Origin of the sequence: Eubacterium sp. 1001713B170207_170306_E7 (assembly GCF_015547515.1) — a bacterium.
Taxonomy (GTDB): Bacteria; Bacillota; Clostridia; order Eubacteriales; family Eubacteriaceae; genus Eubacterium.
Map to the genome: position 1 here is coordinate 86843 of NZ_JADMVE010000011.1, position 17498 is coordinate 104340.

At 51.7% G+C, this 17498-nt stretch carries 14 protein-coding genes, 1 pseudogene and 1 other annotated feature; all 15 genes and pseudogenes read left to right on the top strand.

Features of this window, described 5'->3' with window-relative positions; all coding sequences use genetic code 11:
• Positions 1-26 precede the first annotated feature (26 nt).
• Positions 27-572, top strand: a complete 546-nt coding sequence (locus I2B62_RS19535) for a hypothetical protein (RefSeq protein ID WP_195270702.1) — start codon at positions 27-29, stop codon at positions 570-572.
• A complete protein-coding gene (locus I2B62_RS19540) occupies positions 553-1620 on the top strand; it encodes an AI-2E family transporter (protein ID WP_195270703.1) in 1068 nt (355 codons plus the stop codon). The genes I2B62_RS19535 and I2B62_RS19540 overlap by 20 nt, the downstream gene beginning before the upstream one ends.
• 77 nt (positions 1621-1697) lie before the next feature.
• Positions 1698-1916: a binding site (T-box leader), on the top strand.
• Between the two features lie 78 nt (positions 1917-1994).
• Positions 1995-4634 (top strand): alanine--tRNA ligase, encoded by a 2640-nt coding sequence (alaS, locus tag I2B62_RS19545; protein ID WP_195270704.1) that lies wholly within the window; start codon positions 1995-1997, stop codon positions 4632-4634.
• Positions 4635-4716: 82 nt separating this feature from the next.
• Entirely contained in the window at positions 4717-4989 is a 273-nt protein-coding gene (locus I2B62_RS19550) for an IreB family regulatory phosphoprotein (protein ID WP_013382004.1), read from the top strand.
• Between the two features lie 123 nt (positions 4990-5112).
• A complete protein-coding gene (locus tag I2B62_RS19555; RefSeq protein ID WP_195270705.1) occupies positions 5113-6057 on the top strand; it encodes an aldo/keto reductase in 945 nt (314 codons plus the stop codon).
• A gap of 48 nt (positions 6058-6105) precedes the next feature.
• Positions 6106-6543 (top strand): Holliday junction resolvase RuvX, encoded by a 438-nt coding sequence (gene ruvX / locus I2B62_RS19560; RefSeq protein ID WP_195270706.1) that lies wholly within the window; start codon positions 6106-6108, stop codon positions 6541-6543.
• A 56-nt stretch (positions 6544-6599) separates the two neighbouring features.
• On the top strand, positions 6600-6899 hold the full coding sequence (locus I2B62_RS19565) for a DUF1292 domain-containing protein (RefSeq protein ID WP_195270707.1): 300 nt from the start codon (positions 6600-6602) through the stop codon (positions 6897-6899).
• Positions 6900-6901: 2 nt separating this feature from the next.
• Positions 6902-7609 (top strand): DNA/RNA nuclease SfsA, encoded by a 708-nt coding sequence (gene sfsA, locus I2B62_RS19570; RefSeq protein ID WP_195270708.1) that lies wholly within the window; start codon positions 6902-6904, stop codon positions 7607-7609.
• Positions 7610-7629: 20 nt separating this feature from the next.
• Positions 7630-9387 carry a ribonuclease J gene (locus I2B62_RS19575; RefSeq protein ID WP_207736100.1) on the top strand — a complete coding sequence of 586 codons (1758 nt, stop codon included), beginning with the start codon at positions 7630-7632 and terminating at the stop codon, positions 9385-9387.
• Between the two features lie 173 nt (positions 9388-9560).
• Positions 9561-9926 carry a YlbF family regulator gene (locus I2B62_RS19580; RefSeq protein WP_195270709.1) on the top strand — a complete coding sequence of 122 codons (366 nt, stop codon included), beginning with the start codon at positions 9561-9563 and terminating at the stop codon, positions 9924-9926.
• A 78-nt stretch (positions 9927-10004) separates the two neighbouring features.
• Complete coding sequence (gene mltG / locus I2B62_RS19585; RefSeq protein ID WP_195270710.1) at positions 10005-11471, top strand: endolytic transglycosylase MltG; 1467 nt, start codon at positions 10005-10007, stop codon at positions 11469-11471.
• 15 nt (positions 11472-11486) lie between these two features.
• The gene (locus I2B62_RS19590; RefSeq protein ID WP_195270711.1) at positions 11487-12137 is read left to right on the top strand and encodes an O-methyltransferase; all 651 of its coding nucleotides are present in this window, start codon (positions 11487-11489) and stop codon (positions 12135-12137) included.
• A 93-nt stretch (positions 12138-12230) separates the two neighbouring features.
• Complete coding sequence (locus I2B62_RS19595; protein ID WP_279354812.1) at positions 12231-13469, top strand: U32 family peptidase; 1239 nt, start codon at positions 12231-12233, stop codon at positions 13467-13469.
• Positions 13470-13630: 161 nt separating this feature from the next.
• Complete coding sequence (locus I2B62_RS19600; protein WP_195270713.1) at positions 13631-14542, top strand: site-specific integrase; 912 nt, start codon at positions 13631-13633, stop codon at positions 14540-14542.
• A gap of 255 nt (positions 14543-14797) precedes the next feature.
• Positions 14798-17498: pseudogene (locus tag I2B62_RS19605) on the top strand (hypothetical protein); the annotation flags it as partial.

A 17498-nucleotide genomic window follows, 5' to 3' on the forward strand; every position in this document is an offset into this window, starting at 1 on the left:
TAAAGTGAAGACAGAAAGGTGAAAAGATGAAAGCCAGTAATTTAATAAACACGCAGGTGTTTTTTGAAAATGATACGCGGCTTCGGGGCCTTGTGCGCGACATAAGAGTCCGCGATCACGAAATTGACTGCCTGGTTCTTTCAGAGGGCGGCCTGTTCAGTAAAGCTCAGATTATTTTCCCTGCGGACATCATTGAGGTCGATTATGACCATGTAACGCTCGGTGGGGACAAGGCCATAACCAAGCTGTCCGCAAAGGAAATGAAGGAGCGGCTGAAGCAGAGCTACTCTCTTGTGAACATTCCGGTTAAGGATGTGGACGGCAAACGCTTTGCCAGGGTTGCGGACGCTACGGTTTCAAAGGATTTTAAGGTTCAGGAGTACGATTTGTCCCGCAGCTTCTTTGACGATCTGGATTACGGCTACAGCCTTGTGGCGGCCGAGCATATGGAGTACCGTGACGAAAGCCTGAATTACGACCGGGATATGCTGGAAATGGACCGGACCCACCGGGAAGGCGGCATTCTGGAAAAGGTTCTGGGGGAGGAAGCGCATGAAAATATCACCCGATAAAAAACGAATTTTGATTGTCAATACCATTGTCGTCCTGATTTGTATCGCATTTGCGGTATTTTTATGGCCCACCTTCTCCGGGATGTTCATGCCGTTTTTTATGGCCATTATTTTGGCGTATCTCCTGAATCCACTGGTCAGGATATTTGAACGACGGGGCTCTGGGCGGGGGTTGTCCGTTCTCTTTGTCTGTATCATTGTCCTTTTGATTTTATTTGGCGTTTTTATGAGCTTTGTGCCCAGCCTGATCAGCAACATTGCCCAGATGGTGACCAACATTCCGTCAATGCTGCGGAATTTGCAGAATTACAGCGGACAGATTTCTGAACTTATTCAAAAATACAATGCTTCGGACATGTCCAAGTACTTTAACCTTGAGCAGAGCCTTTCCCAGGTAGCCGGAATGTTCGGCAGTATGCTGCAGGGGCTGTCAAACGCTCTTATCGCCAACAGCGGCCAGCTCATGAACATTATCATCGTTCCACTGGTTACGATTTTTCTTTTGCTGGACAAGGAGCTTTTTACCCAGTCGCTCATGTACCTGGTGCCCATTGACGCCAGAAATCCAGTCAAGAAGATGTTTTACGACATTGATATGGTGATCGGCGGCTTTATCCGCGGCCAGGGCCTTATGTCCATCATCGCCGGGATTTTGACCGGAGTGGGCGCTTACTTTATGGGGCTTCCCTACGCGCCCGTCATCGGCGTGATCGCGGGTGTAACGACCATGATTCCCTATTTTGGACCGGCAGTGGGCATGGTGGTTATCTGTATTATGGCCCTGCTTTCGAGCCCGATACAGATGGTTTATATCCTGATCTGGATGGCCATTGTCCAGGTGGTGTGCGGCAATCTGCTGGCGCCGGCGCTGATGTCCGGCAACGTGGGGCTGCACCCGGTCATCATCATCTTCTCAATCTTCTTCTTCGGCGCCATGTTCGGTGGCCTTGGGATGATTCTGGCAGTGCCGATCATGGGAACGGTCAAGGTAGTGCTGAAGTATCTGATCGCCGGTTTTGCGTCCTCCAAGGAAGAAATGTTCCGGTAAGCAGGCGTTAAGGAACAATTCAGAATAAGACTTGACAAAAGCGGGAACATTACATATAATTTGAATGTTAAGTAAATATGAATGCAATGAGAATGACAACCTTATGACAGACCATTCAGAGAGGAAACGGCTGGTGCGAGTTTCCATGGAAGTGATAAGGCCGCCCCATTTGAGCAGCGGTTCTGAAATCAGGAGAGTGTAAGAACCGACGGCAGACAGACCGTTATCTGTTTGAGTGAGCAAAGCGCCGCTTTGCTAATTTGGGTGGTACCGCGGAAATCGACTTCGTCCCTGTTTACAGGGGCGGAGTTTTATTTTTTTACTCAAAGCATCAATTATAATCCAAAACAAATTAAAAAAGGGAGAATGAAAACATGCAACCTTTAGGTTTAAACGAAATTCGTGAAAAGTTTCTAGCGTTCTTTGAGAGCAAAGGGCATTTAAGATTAAAGAGCTTCCCGCTGGTGCCGATCAACGACAAGAGCCTGCTCCTGATCAACTCCGGGATGGCGCCCATGAAGCCTTACTTTACCGGTGACGAGATTCCGCCGAGAAAACGGGTCACCACCTGCCAGAAATGTATCCGTACCCCAGACATTGAAAATGTCGGCAAGACAGCCCGTCATGGAACCTTCTTTGAAATGCTCGGGAATTTTTCCTTTGGGGATTACTTCAAAAATGAAGCGATTCCATGGGCGTGGGAATTCTGTACCGAGGTCATGGAGATGGACCCGGAAAAAATCTATGTCTCCATCTATTTAGACGACGATGAGGCCCACGACATCTGGCACGACAAAATCGGCGTGCCTGAGGAACGGATTGTGCGTCTGGGAAAAGAAGATAACTTCTGGGAACACGGACTGGGACCATGCGGCCCCTGCTCAGAGCTCTACTATGACCGCGGCGAAGAATACGGCTGTGGAAGTCCAGACTGCGCGCCAGGCTGTGAATGCGACCGCTATGTTGAGTTCTGGAACCTGGTATTCACCCAGTTTGACAAGGACGAGGAGGGCAACTACAATCCTCTGGCAAATCCGAACATTGATACCGGCATGGGCCTGGAACGTCTGGCAACCATTATGCAGGGCGTTGACAATATCTTCGAGGTTGATACCATCGGCCATATTTTGAACTATATCTGTAAAAAAGCCGGCGTTAAATACGGCGAAAACCAGCAGGACGACGTTTCAATCCGCGTGATTACCGATCATGTGCGCAGCGTGACCTTTATGATCGCTGACGGCGTAATGCCGGGAAACGAAGGACGCGGCTATGTCTTAAGACGTCTCTTAAGACGTGCGGCCCGCCACGGCAAGCTGCTTGGCATGCAGGAGCTTTTCCTTTACGATGTGGCAAAGGAAGTGGTCCGTGTCTCCTCCGGCGCTTATCCGGAGCTGGCTGAAAAGCAGGACTATATCCAGAAGCTCATCAGAATAGAAGAGGAACGCTTTAAGGAAACCATCGACCAGGGCTTAAGCCTGCTCGAAAAGGAGCTGGACAGCCTGATTGCCCAGGAAGAAAAAGTATTCCCGGGTCAGGGTGCCTTTAAGCTGTACGATACCTACGGTTTCCCATATGACCTGACCAAGGAAATCGTTGAGGAGCGCGGCCTGACACTGATCGCCAGCGAGTTTGAAGAAGCCATGCAGGAGCAGCGGGAACGTGCCCGTAAAGCCCGTGCGGAAAGCGATCTGGCCGTTTGGGCGGACGATCCCTTCAATCCGCTGGGACCAGACGCTCTGGTGGAATTTGTCGGCTATAATAATCTGGAATCAACCGGAAAAATCATCGGCCTGATCTCCGGAGGAGAGCTGGTGAGCGAAGTGCATGCCGGTGAGGATGTACTGGTGCTGTTGGACAAGACCTCCTTTTACGCTGAAAGCGGCGGCCAGGTCGGCGATAAGGGCCAGATCGTGGCAGGCGACAAGGTGATTGAAGTGACAGACTGTAAAAAAGGCAGCCTGAGCCGCCATCTCCACTACGGCAAGGTAGTCTCCGGAACCTTTAAAATGGGCGAGGAGGTAACCACAAAGGTTAACCGTGAGCTGCGCGCCGCAACCCAGAGAAACCATACCTCAACCCATCTGCTTCAGAAAGCATTAAAACAAGTGCTGGGCGATCATGTTGAGCAGGCAGGCTCCTTTGTATCGCCAGACCGTCTCCGCTTTGACTTTAACCACTTCCAGTCAATGACCCATGAGGAAAAACGCCAGGTAGAGGAAATTGTCAATAAGGCGATTCTGGAATCCATGGACGTCTCCATTTTTGAAACCAGCATCGACGAGGCCCGCTCCATGGGAGCGATGGCACTTTTCGGCGAAAAATACGGCGAGGTGGTCCGCGTTGTCAAGGTTGGGGATTTCAGCATTGAGCTTTGCGGCGGCTGCCATATCACCAACTCCGCCCAGGTCGGGATGTTTAAAATTCTGAGTGAAACGGGCGTTGCCGCCGGTATCCGGCGTATTGAGGCGGCCACAGGCATGAACGCAGTTTATCATGTGGAACAGATGGACGACACTTTGCTCGAAACCTCCGAAGCTCTGAAGACCAATCCGGACCACCTTCTGGAAAAGGTCACCGAGCTGGCAGAACAGAGCAAGCATAAAGAAAAAGTCATCAACGAGCTCAAGCATAAGTTTGCTGGCAACATGGTCATGGATATTCACCAGAAGGTGACCGTCATCGACGGCGTTCAGACCACCATCGCAGAGGTTGAGGGCGTGGACATGGAAGAGCTCCGCAACATCAGCGATATGCTTAAGGACCGCATGGGCTCCGGCATTGTGCTGCTGGGCACCAAGGGCAAGGAAAAGGTCAACTTTATCGCCACAGCCACCAAGGATATTCTCGGCAAGGGTTTCCATGCCGGCAAGCTTATTAAGGAAGTAGCGCAGATTGCAGGCGGCGGCGGCGGCGGACGTCCGGATATGGCCCAGGCTGGCGGCAAAAAGCCCGAAAAACTGGGAGAAGCCTTAGAAAAAGCTAAAGAAATCATCAAGAATCAGCTGGACTAAGCCTTTTCAAGAAAAAAAGCTTGTCTTTTGAAGGTTATTGCGTTAAAATAGGCGTAGACCAGTAAAGAGGAGGAATGGCAAAATGGATAGCAATACAGTATTTGATCGAGGGACCATCTTGTTTGACGTGAACAACGATAAAGCTAAAACAATTGATGAAGTCATGCAGGAAGTCAACAAGGCATTGATCGAAAAAGGATATAATCCCGTTAATCAAATCGTTGGTTATGTTATGTCAGGCGATCCGACTTATATTACAAGCCATAATGATGCCCGTAACTTAATCCAGAAAATCGAACGCGATGAACTTCTTGAAGAGCTGGTGAAACGCTATTTGAGCAGTATTCAAGAATAACGAGCTTATAGATGAACACAGGTCTTAGGCGAATTTTAACATTTGCCTAAGACTTTTTATTTCTATTGTAAAGGAGAGCCGAGGATCTTTTTTCCAATAGAAATAAACAGGAAATGACGGATTATGGAATATCGTAAACTGGGACAGACGGGTATTGAGGTTTCAAGGCTCTGCTTTGGAAGCCTGACCATCGGTCCGCTGCAGAAAAACAAAACATTGGAAGAAAGCCGCCCGATCATTGAAGCGGCTCTGGAGGCCGGGATCAATTTTTTTGATACGGCCGATCTATATAATTGCTACCCTTACCTGAAGCAGGCCCTGGAAATCAAGAAGGATCTGGTCATCTGTACCAAGTCCTATGATTATTCGGCCGAGGGAGCAGCCAAAAGCCTGGACAGGGCCCTGCGTGAGCTTGGACGGGATTACGTCGATCTCTATATGCTGCATGAGCAGGAAAGCCGCCTGACCTTTGAAGGCCACTGGGAAGCCATTGAGTATCTTCTGAAAATGAAGGAGAAGGGCGTTATCCGCGCTTTTGGCATATCCACCCACCGGGTTGAGGGGGTGCGTGATGCGGCGGACTTTGACGAGATCGAGGTTGTTTTTCCCCTCATTAACCTGACAGGTATTGGCATTGAGGATGGAAGCCGCGAGGATATGGAAGCCGCAATTCTTAAGGCCAAGCAGGCCGGGAAGGGCGTTTTTGGCATGAAGCCCCTGGGCGGCGGTAACCTGCTGGCCAGCAAGGAAGCCTGCTTCGACTATATCCTGGGTCTGGAAACCCTGGACGCCATCGCCTTTGGCATGCAGTCTGTAGACGAGGTGCGCTACAATGTGGCCAAAGTAAACGGAGAGCCCATTGGAGCAGCGCTTGAGAAACGTGTGGCAGGCGCAGAAAAAAGCCTTCATATCAGTGACTGGTGCGAGGGCTGCGGCGAGTGCGCTGCCCATTGCAGCCAGAAAGCACTCACAATTATTGATGGAAAAGCACAGGTGGACCACTCAAAGTGTCTGACCTGCTGTTATTGTGCGGCCTATTGTCCGCTTTTTTGTATAAAGGTCATCTAGTATTGAACCGGCTGACTTTGGGTATAAAACTGGAAAGAGAAAAAATTTATGGCAACAAAACGTATACTCGGCCTTGACGTCGGGGATAAATATATTGGCATCGCAGTCAGTGACCCGCTGGGCATAACCGCCCAGGGCTACAGAACCTGGAAACGCGGGACACGTGACGACGATCTGGCTTTTTTTAAAGACGTGGTGGAACAGTTTAATGTGACCACCCTGGTATCTGGCCTTCCTAAGGATATGGAAGGGAACGAGACCGCCCAGGCCCGCAAGACCCGCAATTTTTGCCAGTTCCTGAAAAAACGGCTGAACCTGGAGGTCGTCTATATTGATGAACGGCTAACCTCAAAGGCATCGGAGCGGATTTTGATTGAAGGCGGAGTGCGCCGGGAGAAACGCAAGGATTACATTGACACTCTGGCGGCCCAGATGATCCTCCAGGTCTATCTGGACAGCAGCATGAACACAAAAGAAGGATATTAAAGCTGAATTAAGCATAATAATATAAACTAAATTTAAAGAAAACGAGGTATTTAAACATGGAAGACAACAAAGTTACATTATTGGATGAAGACGGCGTAGAACGCGTATTTGAGCTGGTGGTCAGCTTTGACATTGAAGATAAAACCTATGTCCTCTTAGCAGAAGACGAAGAAAGCGAAGATGTATTCCCATTCGTTATCCGCGAGGATGAAAACGGCGAAGAAACCCTGTACCCGGTCGAAAGCGAAGAAGAATTCGCCCTGATCGAACAGACCTATGAACAGCTGATGGAAGAAGATGATGACGATGAAGAATGCGGCTGTGGCTGCGGCTGCGGTGGAGACCATCAGGAATAATAATGGAGCTGAGCAGCTTCCCCATCGTTGAGGGGGAATTTATCGCCAGACCCAACCGGTTTATTGCCCGGGTTATGATTGATACAGACAGCGCCCCACGTGAAATTATGGCGCATGTAGCAAATACCGGCCGGATGCGGGAGCTTCTCGTGCCCGGCGCCCGGGTTCAAATGGCCTTTAATCCGTCGCCAAAGCGAAAGACGGATTTTACATTACTGACAGTCTGGTACAAAGGTACCTGGGTTTGCATACATTCAACCATGGCCAACGCCCTTGCCTTTGAGTTTATGGAAAAAGCCCCGGACATCTGTCAGCTTAAAAGGGAAGTGACCTACGGCAAAAGCCGGTTTGACCTGGCTTTTGAACGGGAGGGGCACCCCTGTTTGTACGAAGTGAAAAGCGCTAACCTGGTGGTTGGTGCTGCGGCGATGTTTCCAGACGCCCCCACCGAAAGGGGCTGTAAACACCTGGAAGAACTGATGCAGGCGCATAAAGAAGGTTATGAGGCCGGTGTGCTCTTCGTTGTACAAAGAGAGGACGTCCGTTTTTTTACGCCCAATATTGCCACCGATCCGCTGTTTTCAGGACTGCTTAAAAAGGGTTATGAAGAGGGCTTGGTCGTTCGCGCCTTAAGGTGTGTCATTCGAGGAAACACAATAACAATTGATTCAGAAATACCGGTCTGTTTTGAGACAGCCGGACGGATATAAAATAATGAAAGGAGATTATTTTGATCGAAACACAACAGAATAAAAACGAAAACAAAAACGAGAACAGAAACCAGAACCGTCAGAACCACCGGCCCAAGAGAAGGAACCATCCACCGAAGCAGAAAGACAAGCTTAAGGTAATTCCCATTGGAGGCCTTGGCGAAATCGGAAAAAACATGACGGTTTTTGAATACAAGGACGAGATGATCATCGTTGACTGCGGCTTAAAATTCCCGGATGATGAAATGTATGGCATTGACATTGTCCTGCCGGATTTCAGCTATATCGCCGAAAACGTCGATAAGCTGAAGGGGCTTTTTATCACCCACGGACATGAGGACCACATCGGGGGTATTGTCTATCTGGTTAAAAAGCTGGGCATCACTGTTCCCATCTATGCCACCAAATTTACCATGGGTCTCATCGACAAAAAGCTTGTTGAGCACCGCCTGACGACCAAAGTGGACCGTCAGATTGTGAAGGCAGGCGACCGTGTGCAGACTGGTAATTTCGAGGTTGAGTTCATTCGCGTTAACCACAGCGTAGCCGATTCCGCGGCCCTTTACATTAAAACACCGGCCGCCACCGTCCTGCATACGGGCGATTTCAAGATTGACTACCAGCCCATTGACGGCGAAATCATGGACTTGCAGCGTATTGCAAAGCTGGGAAGCCAGGGCATCGACCTTTTGATGGCCGACAGCACCAATGTTGAGGAAGCTGGCTTCACCCCTTCGGAAAGCTCCGTTGGCGCCACCTTCTACAACCTGTTCAGGGGCTGTAAAAACCGGATCATCATTACCACCTTTGCCTCCAACGTGCACCGTGTCCAGCAGATCATTGACGCGGCCGCCAGCTATAAGCGCAAGGTCATTATCAATGGCCGGAGCATGGAAAACATGGTAGAGGTCGCCTCTGATCTGGGTTATCTGAAAATACCCAAGAATATCCTCATCGATATCAAGGATATGAAGAGCTATAAAGACAGCGAGCTGGTCATCATCACCACCGGCAGCCAGGGCGAGCCCATGGCGGCCCTGGGACGGATGGCTCACGGCGAGCACCGCTTCCTGAATATCAAAAAGGAAGATACAGTCATTATCTCCGCATCTCCGGTACCGGGGAATGAGAAGATGGTTTCAGAAATCATCGATAAGCTGGTGGATCTTGGTTCAGAGGTTGTTTATAAAAAATTCGCGGACATCCACGTTTCCGGCCATGCCCGCCAGGAAGAGCTGAAGCTGGTCCAGACACTGGTCAAGCCCAGATTCTTCTTACCCGTACACGGCGAAGCCCGGATGCTCGTACACCACGCAGCGCTGGCGGAAAGCGTGGGAACCGACAAACGCAATATCTTAATTGCGGAAAACGGGTCCATCGTAGAGGTTGACCACAGAAGCTGTAAGATTACCGGCAAGGTTCAGGCAGAGCCGGTGCTGGTTGACGGCCTGGGCGTGGGCGACATTGGAAACATCGTATTAAACGACCGTAAACGCCTGTCAGAGGACGGCCTGTTCATCGTGGTGGTCACCATGCATAAGGGAAAGGCCATCTCAGGACCGGACATCATCTCCAGAGGTTTTGTCTATGTACGTGAATCTGAGGAGCTGATCAACACAGCCCGCGACGAGGTTAAAAAAGCCCTTCTGGCCTGTGAGGAAAAAGGCGTGGTGGACTGGAGCTCAATTAAAAATGAGATCCGTGAGTCTCTCTTCCGCTATCTGTACAGCCAGACAAACCGGAAGCCCATGATCCTTCCGATTTTAATGGAAGTATAACTTCACCGTTTTTTAAATAAATATTATTTAGAAATCTTAAGCTCCAGATAGGGAAAAATTCCCATTATCTGGAGCTTTTTCTAAAATAATCACCATAATTGTAAAAATTTAGTAACAATTTGATCTAAGATGTGTTATAATGTTGAACAAACGAAAAGAAAGGAACTTAGGGAATGAACGTATATGATGAAGCCAATAATCTGGCCCAGGCTCTTAAAGAATCGAATGAGTACCAAAACTTTAAAGCGGCAGAGCTGAAGCTGAAGGCTGACGAAGAACATTACGCAATGGCTCAGGATTACGCGAAAAAGCAAATGGGCCTTCAGACAAAACAAATGATGGGCCAGGAGCTGACAGAAGAAGAGGTAGAAGCCTACAATTCTTTGACAGCGTCCGTGCTGGGCATTCCGATTATTTCTGAATACTTTCAGGCGCAGATGTATTTTGGCATTGTATTCCAGGACATCATGGACATCATCAGCAAGGCTGTTGATTTGGACATGAGCGGCATGTTTGGCGGTGCGGAAGACGCAGAGTAACTAAATAAATCCAGGGGTACTTTCCAAAAAAACAAGGTACCCTTTTTTTGAGTAAATCCCCGCAATTGAGGTGAGTAAATGAAAATCAGATTAACCCAGGGCGAAGCAAAGAAAGAAGCTTCGGAGCCAAAAACGCAGAGCCGTCAGGCACAAAAGCGGACGGCCCAGTCCACCGAGGTGGAAATGCGTAAAAAGCGTGCAAACGCCAAGCGCCCCACAGACGGAGGCTCCCAGACAGCAGCAAAGAAAAAAACACAGCCGCGTGTGGCAGAAGGAACCGCTAAAAACCGTCCGACGTCCGGCACCGGAACACCGGAACGCAGAAAGGCGGCCCGCCTGGCAGGCAGCAGTACACAGAAGCAGCGCCCCGCAGGCCAGTCTGCCCAGAGAGCAGCCAGTCCCGCAGCGGCTAAGAAAAAGAGACCGGTAGCACAGCCGCCAGCCGAAACACGCCGGAGAAGAGAAGCAGAGGAAATGGAAGCACCCGTGAGAAGAAAAAAGGGCGGGCTTAAATACAAGCTGCCCATCGTCATAGCGGCCGTCGTCTTGATCGTCGTTATCGCCGTTTTTGCCGGCAGAAGCTTTTATAACGCCATGCTGGAGCCGGCAGGGACCAGCACCGAGACCATGATTGTCGAAATCCCGGACGGCTCGACCATCAAAGACGTTGGCGAGATCCTTTACGATCAGGGACTGATTAAAAACACCATGATCTTTCAGAGCTATGCCGGGCGTCACAGCCGCGGCACAAGCGGTATGCAGGCCGGAAACTATGAGATGAACCAGTCCATGTCGGTTGCGGACATTGTCACAAAAATGCTGAACGGCGATGTTTACAGCGGCGCGATCCCGGTACTCCTGTCCGAGGGCAAGAATATCAATGAAATGGCTCAGATACTGGAAAAACATAACATCTGTACCTCGGCGGCCTTTATCAGCGAAACCAAGAAGCTGGGCGAATATAAAGCCCTGTATCCAATTTTGAGCAGCATTCCGGATGATAAGAACCGGAGTCTTGAGGGCTATCTGTTCCCAGATACCTACGAGATCGAACCCGGCAGCACCGCGTCCGATGTTGTGAAAAAAATGCTTGACCGCTTTACCGAGGTTTATAACCAGAACTTTATGCAGCAGACCACCGAAAAGGGCAAGACCGTGGACGAAATTGTCATTATGGCATCCATCATAGAGCTTGAAACCAAGCTGCCGGAAGACAAGGCCAATGCCGCCAGTGTTTTCTACAACCGTATCGCCCAGAATATGCCGCTGCAGTCCGACATTACTGTGGACTACGCGTTAGGCAAAAAACACGCGGTGCTGACCGAAGAACAGACCAAAATTGACTCTCCATACAATACCTATCAGAATTTGGGACTGCCCGTCGGCCCGATCTGCTCACCGGGGAAAAGCTCCATCGATGCAGCCATCAACCCGGCCCAGACCAATTACCTGTTCTTCGTGGCAGATATGGATTCCGGCAAGCTCTATTTCAATGAGACGCTGGAAGGCCACGACGCCGATGTTCAGAAGTATATGGGAGACTAGAAAGCGTAACAAACCGTGAGTGACATTGTACCAGACTACATAGAAGACTATATCCGCGGCCTGCTTCCGGAGGAGACCCCTTTCTTAACGCGGCTGCGGCTCATTGCAGAAACCAACCACGTGCCCATTATCTTTCCCGAGGTTCGGAACTATCTGGAAATCCTGATCGAAACCCATCAGATCAGGCGTATCCTGGAGATCGGGACAGCGGTCGGCTACTCCGCCGGCGTTTTTGCAAACGCCATGGGCGAAAAGGGCCATGTGACCACTGTCGAGCGGGACGACCGCATGATCGTCCAGGCCAGAGAAAACATTGCCAAAATGGGCTATGAAAAGCGGATTACCCTGATACAGGGCGACGCCCAGGAAACAGCGGCCAGCCTCACTGGAACCTTTGACATGATCTTTCTGGACGGCGGCAAGGGGCACTATATCCATCTGCTCGAGGACTGCCTGCGGCTTTTAAAGCCCGGTGGCCTCATCGTTTCTGACAACGTGCTCTACAAGGGCATGATCGCCACCAACGAGCTGGTGATCCGCAGAAAAATCACCATTGTCAAGCGGATGCGCAAATATCTGGACGCCATCAGCCATGACCCCAGACTCATGACCACCGTGCTGCCACTGGGCGATGGGCTGGCAGTCAGCTATAAAAAAATCAATTGACCAAAGCGGCCTGCGGGCCGCTTTTTTGTTTTTGCATTCCGTGGAAATTTGCTATATACTATAGAGATGAAAATGACGAAGGAGAACCCAAAATTGAGAAAAAAACCTGAATTGCTCGCTCCGGCGGGGAATTTTGAAAAATTGCGATATGCCCTGCACTACGGCGCCGACGCTGTCTACTGTGCGGGCAAACGCTTTGGCCTGCGGGCCGGGGCTGGTAATTTTGAGCTGGACGAGCTGGAGCAGGCGGTCCGCTATGTTCATGAAAGGGGCAGGCACATCTACGTGACCCTGAATATGATCCCCCACAACGACGATCTGGAGGGACTGCCCGAATACGTGCGCGCCTTAAAGGCCATGGGCGTGGACGCCGTGCTGGTGGCCGACCCCGGTGTCTTTGCCATCGTGCGGGAAACCGAGCCAGAGCTCAAGGTTTCCATCAGCACCCAGGCCAACAACACCAACTGGAAAACCGTGGAGTTCTGGTACCACCAGGGCGCCCGGAGGATCGTGCTGGCCCGGGAGCTGGGGCTCGAGGAAATGAAGACCATTGTAAAAAAGTCCCCGGCAGATATGGAGATCGAGACCTTTGTGCACGGTGCCATGTGCATCTCCTATTCGGGAAGATGCCTGCTGAGCCATTACATGACCGGCCGTAACTCCAACCAGGGCGACTGCGCCCATCCCTGCCGCTGGAAATACCACCTCATCGAGGAAACCCGCCCCGACGAGGACTTTAAAATCGAGGAGGACGAAACCGGCTCCTTTATCTTTAACTCCAAAGACCTCTGCCTCATCAACCATATCCCCGAGCTCATAAACGCAGGCATCGACAGCCTTAAAATCGAGGGCCGCATGAAGAGCCTTTATTATGTGGCCACCGTGGTTCAGGCCTACCGCCAGGCCATCGACTACTACTACGATCATGCCAGGGAAGAGGCCGTTGATCCCAAATACTTCGAGGAGCTGCGCAAGGTCAGCCACCGCAATTACACCACCGGCTTCTTTGAGCATAAAACCACAGCCAGTGACCAGAACTACGGTACCAGCAGCTACACCCGCCTGTACGACTTCGCCGGTGTGGTGCAGTCCTACGATGCCCAAACCGGCGTGGCGGTGATCCAGCAGCGCAATAAGATCAGTGTGGGCGAAACCGTCGAGGTCATGGTCGCCGGATCACAGGAGGGCTATTACGTCCAGCAGGTGGGCGAAATGCTGGACGAAAAGGGAAACCCCATCGAATCGACCCCGCACCCCAAAATGCTCTATACCATGAAGATGGACAGGCCCGTCGAGCCCATGGATATCATCCGAAAAAAAGAAAAAATTTAAAAATCAAAGCTTAATTCATACCCGCCGAAAAATGCTCAGGCGGGTCTTTTTTATTTTTTTGCCGCTTAAGCCTGTCCTGGATGTTAAAATGGAGAATAGAATCCTGCGTGTGCTGGGTACAAAGTATAGCGACAGCAATACAAAGTAAAGGAGCGAAAAAAATGCAATCAAGCATCACCATGGAAGCATGGCTGAACCAACGCAAGGCCAAGGTCAAGGGAAGCAGCCTTAAAACCTATAAAAGCTACGAGCAGGCCCATCTGCTGCCTTTTTTTGGCGATACGCCCCTCAAGGACATCCGCCGGAAAAAGATCCGAAAGTTTAAAAAACATCTGGGCAAAAAGCTGGCGCCCAAAACCGTGAAGGATATCTTGTCCTATCTCAGGACCCTTTTGAAGGCGGCCGAGAAGAAGGGCTATCTTAAAAGCCCAGAAATGCCAAAGGTGCGGGTGCAGGCAAGAGAAAAGGAGATCCTGGACCGCCGCGACCATCAGGCCTTGAGTGAGAGAGTCCGGCAGAGCCAGAATCCCCAGGATATGGCTGTGTATATCAGCCTCTCTCTGGGCCTGCGCATCGGCGAGGTGCTGGGGCTGAGAATAAAGGACGTCGATCTGGAGGGCGGCGTGCTGCGCGTGCGCAAAAACCGGCAGCGTGTGTACGATCCCCAAACCGGCCGCTATCCTGTTGTCAGCCTGAGCCCCAAAACCAGGAGCAGTATCCGGGATATCCCCATTGCTGCCAGCGTGAAGGCCGTCCTAAGCCGCTTTTTAGAGAGCAGGGACCATACCCCCAAAAAGCTCCTGATCACAGGAAAAAATGGTCGTCCCTGCGATACCCGCTCTGTCCAGTACCACTTTGCAGGCCTTAAAAAAGAGCTGGGGCTCAGCCCAAAGCTTACCTTCCACAGCCTGCGCCACAGCTTTGCCACCCGGGCGCTGGAGGCCGGCGCAGAGATGAACACCCTGTCCGCCTTTCTGGGCCACGCCAGCGTCAGCTTTACCCTCAGCCGTTACGGCCACTGTGTGACAGCCCAGAAGCGGGAGCAGATGGAAAAAATAGCCGCGTGCTTTTAAAAAATAAAAAAATAACGTTAAGTTAGGAACTTAACGCCAAAGTTATAAGTACATGTATTATTAGAATATCATAACAGTGAGAAATTAGCAAGGGTTACGAAAAAAAATTAAAGAGAAGCAAAGCATGTTAACTTAATAACAGACTTCAGAAATAAACACAAGCATTTTTTATATTTTGGCGTTAAGTTCCTAACTTAACAACAACCTGAATGAGACAGGTATCAAAAATAAAAAATGCGTTTAAAGGAGTCTACCATGAACCCAACCGTGAAAGCTGCCCTGACCAAAACCCTGATTCTTGTTTTCCTCGCCCTGGCGGCGTTTTTTGTGCTGCCCGGCGGCGCCCGGGCAGCGGACACCGGGGCTTTTACGGTGACAGGTACAGGGAGCTACAGCTATGAAAACAAAACCCTGACCGTCAACAACGGCGCGGATATTGTGATCGCAAACACGAATCCAAGCGTTGCGGCCACCGACAAGATCGTGGTGGCAGGCAATGCCACCATCACGCTGGACGGGCTGAACATTGACGTGCACAACATTGACGTGCACAACGAAGGCCGTGACTGTGCCTTCGCTGTCACCCAGGGCGCTGCCCTCAATTTAATATTGAAGGAAGAGAGCCAGAATACGCTTGTAAGCGGGTTGTATTGCGCGGGTCTCAACGTCCCCGAGGGCGCGGAGCTGACGATCAGCGGCAGCGGCCAGTTGGCAGCGAAAATGCCTTATTCATCAAAAATTTCCAGAGGGGCAGGGATTGGTGGTAATGATGAACAAAATGCCGGTAAAATCACCATTGCCGGCGGCATTGTGGAGGCTTACGCCACTACGGTGAATGGTGCCGAAGGCGCTGCCATCGGCGGAGGCCGGGAAGGAAACGGTGGTCAGATTACCATTACCGGTGGGACCGTAAAGGTTCAGAGCCGCGATGGCGCCGGCATCGGCAATGGTCATTATTATAAAAATAAAGAAGTTAGCGACATCAATATCAGCGGCGGCCACATAGAGGCCGAATCCCAAAGCGGCGCGGGTATCGGCAGTGGAAGTAATGGCACTGGCGCTGGTGCCAGGATTACAATCAGCGGTGACTGTTGTATTACCAGTGAATCTAAAGGCAGCTCGAGCGGCGCGGGCATCGGCGGCGGAGCATATAATAGCAGCGGTGAGATCGCCATCACCGGCGGCACCGTGAAGGCGAAAGGCGAAAGCGGTGCCGGTATCGGCGGCGGCGTGAAGGCCATGGGTGATAAGATCACCATCACCGGCGGCAAAGTGGACGCTGAAAGTAAAAATGGCGCAGGCATCGGTGGCGGCGGTCACGGCATGTACAGCCATAGCGGTGAGATCACCATAAAAGGCGGCACCGTGAATGCCAAAAGCGAAGAAGGTGCCGGTATCGGCGGCGGTTACGGTAAAGGGGGCGATGGCAGCGGCGACAAGATCACCATTGACGGCGGTACCGTGAAGGCTGAAAGCAAAACAGGCGCCGGCATCGGCGGCGGTGACGGAAGCGATGGCAATGGCAGCGATGGTGCGACCACCATTAATGGCGGTACAGTTGTTGCAAAAAGCGAATACGGCGCGGGTATCGGCGGCGGTAAAAAGGATGTGACAATTGAGAAGGATGTGACAACTGGGGAGGAAAAAGAGGTTATTCATGGTAATGGTGGTGTGGTCATCATTGACGGCGGCAGCGTTAACGCGGCTTCGACAAGCGGTGAAGCCATCGGCCACGGGCAGGAGACCTCTGCGGATACAGACCCTCTTACATCCGGCACACTTAAAAATGGCGCCGGGCAGGATGTTTACCGTGTTACCGTCACCGGCGCTTGGAACAGCACGTCCGTCTATCCGGCCGGTGCCCCGGCGGGCTACGGCCTGAACGACGTCCAGACCGACAGCGAGGGCAAGCTCTACTTCTACCTGCCGGTCAACGATCCCAGTAATTTTGAGGACTACACCACCGTCAGTCTGAAGAAAGACAGCATGGACGGCAGTGTAGCCACCGGCGATCTCTGGGTAGCGGCAGACCACGGCAATACCCTGCAGATCGGCGATGACGACACTGGGCTGGCCTTTGACACCAGCCCCCTGACCTACAATAAAAATCCCCAGGCTCCGATTCTGAAAAGAGGAAATTCTCCCCTTACGCCAGGGGTGGTCTATTATAAAGATGCCAGCGGCCTCTGGAGCGACACCAACACCAACATTGACGCCGCCACCAGTTACGGGGTCATTGCACAGACCAATGCCGAAGGCACCTACGGCCAGCAGATTGTCAAAGCTGACTACACTGTGAACAAGGCCCAGGGCATAGCCAGCGTCACCCTGGACGGCTGGACCTATGGCCAGACACCAGCAGACCCTGTGGCAGAAAGCGCCACCAATAGCGGCGTGACACCCGTTTTTGAATATAAAGACAAGGACGCGGCCGACACCACCTACACCAGTGACAAGCCCACCCTGCCCGGTGCTTATACCGTGCGCGCCACCTTTGGCGAAACCACCAATTACAATACCGTCACCGCCACCGCCGACTTCACCATCCGCGAGGGCAGCTACACCGGTCTTACCTTTGAGAATAAAACCGTCACCTACGACGGCCAGCCCCAGCGCCTGACCGTGGCCGGCACCCTGCCCCAGGGCACCACCGTGACCTACGCGCCCGAAAGCGCCACCGACGCTGGCAGCTATCTGGTCACCGCCACCATCAGCGGCACGGGCTACACCACCAAAACCCTAAAGGCCACCCTCACCATCGAGGCCGCCACCCCAGTGGTCAGCATCAGTCCGGCCCCGGGCCAGGACATCCTCGTCGGCCAGCCCGTCACCCTTGACGTGGCCGTGGCAGGCATCCGCAGCGAAACCGTGACCGGCAGCGTGTCATTGAACGGCGAAACCAAAGCCCTTAAAAATGGTCAGGCCGCCTTTACCTACACCCCGGCCGACGATCAGC

Coding starts and splice junctions, on each gene's coding strand:
- I2B62_RS19535 (WP_195270702.1), top strand. CDS start 27: ATGAAAGCCAGTAATTTAATAAACACGCAGGTGTTTTTTGAAAATGAT.
- I2B62_RS19540 (WP_195270703.1), top strand. CDS start 553: ATGAAAATATCACCCGATAAAAAACGAATTTTGATTGTCAATACCATT.
- alaS (WP_195270704.1), top strand. CDS start 1,995: ATGCAACCTTTAGGTTTAAACGAAATTCGTGAAAAGTTTCTAGCGTTC.
- I2B62_RS19550 (WP_013382004.1), top strand. CDS start 4,717: ATGGATAGCAATACAGTATTTGATCGAGGGACCATCTTGTTTGACGTG.
- I2B62_RS19555 (WP_195270705.1), top strand. CDS start 5,113: ATGGAATATCGTAAACTGGGACAGACGGGTATTGAGGTTTCAAGGCTC.
- ruvX (WP_195270706.1), top strand. CDS start 6,106: ATGGCAACAAAACGTATACTCGGCCTTGACGTCGGGGATAAATATATT.
- I2B62_RS19565 (WP_195270707.1), top strand. CDS start 6,600: ATGGAAGACAACAAAGTTACATTATTGGATGAAGACGGCGTAGAACGC.
- sfsA (WP_195270708.1), top strand. CDS start 6,902: ATGGAGCTGAGCAGCTTCCCCATCGTTGAGGGGGAATTTATCGCCAGA.
- I2B62_RS19580 (WP_195270709.1), top strand. CDS start 9,561: ATGAACGTATATGATGAAGCCAATAATCTGGCCCAGGCTCTTAAAGAA.
- mltG (WP_195270710.1), top strand. CDS start 10,005: ATGAAAATCAGATTAACCCAGGGCGAAGCAAAGAAAGAAGCTTCGGAG.
- I2B62_RS19600 (WP_195270713.1), top strand. CDS start 13,631: ATGCAATCAAGCATCACCATGGAAGCATGGCTGAACCAACGCAAGGCC.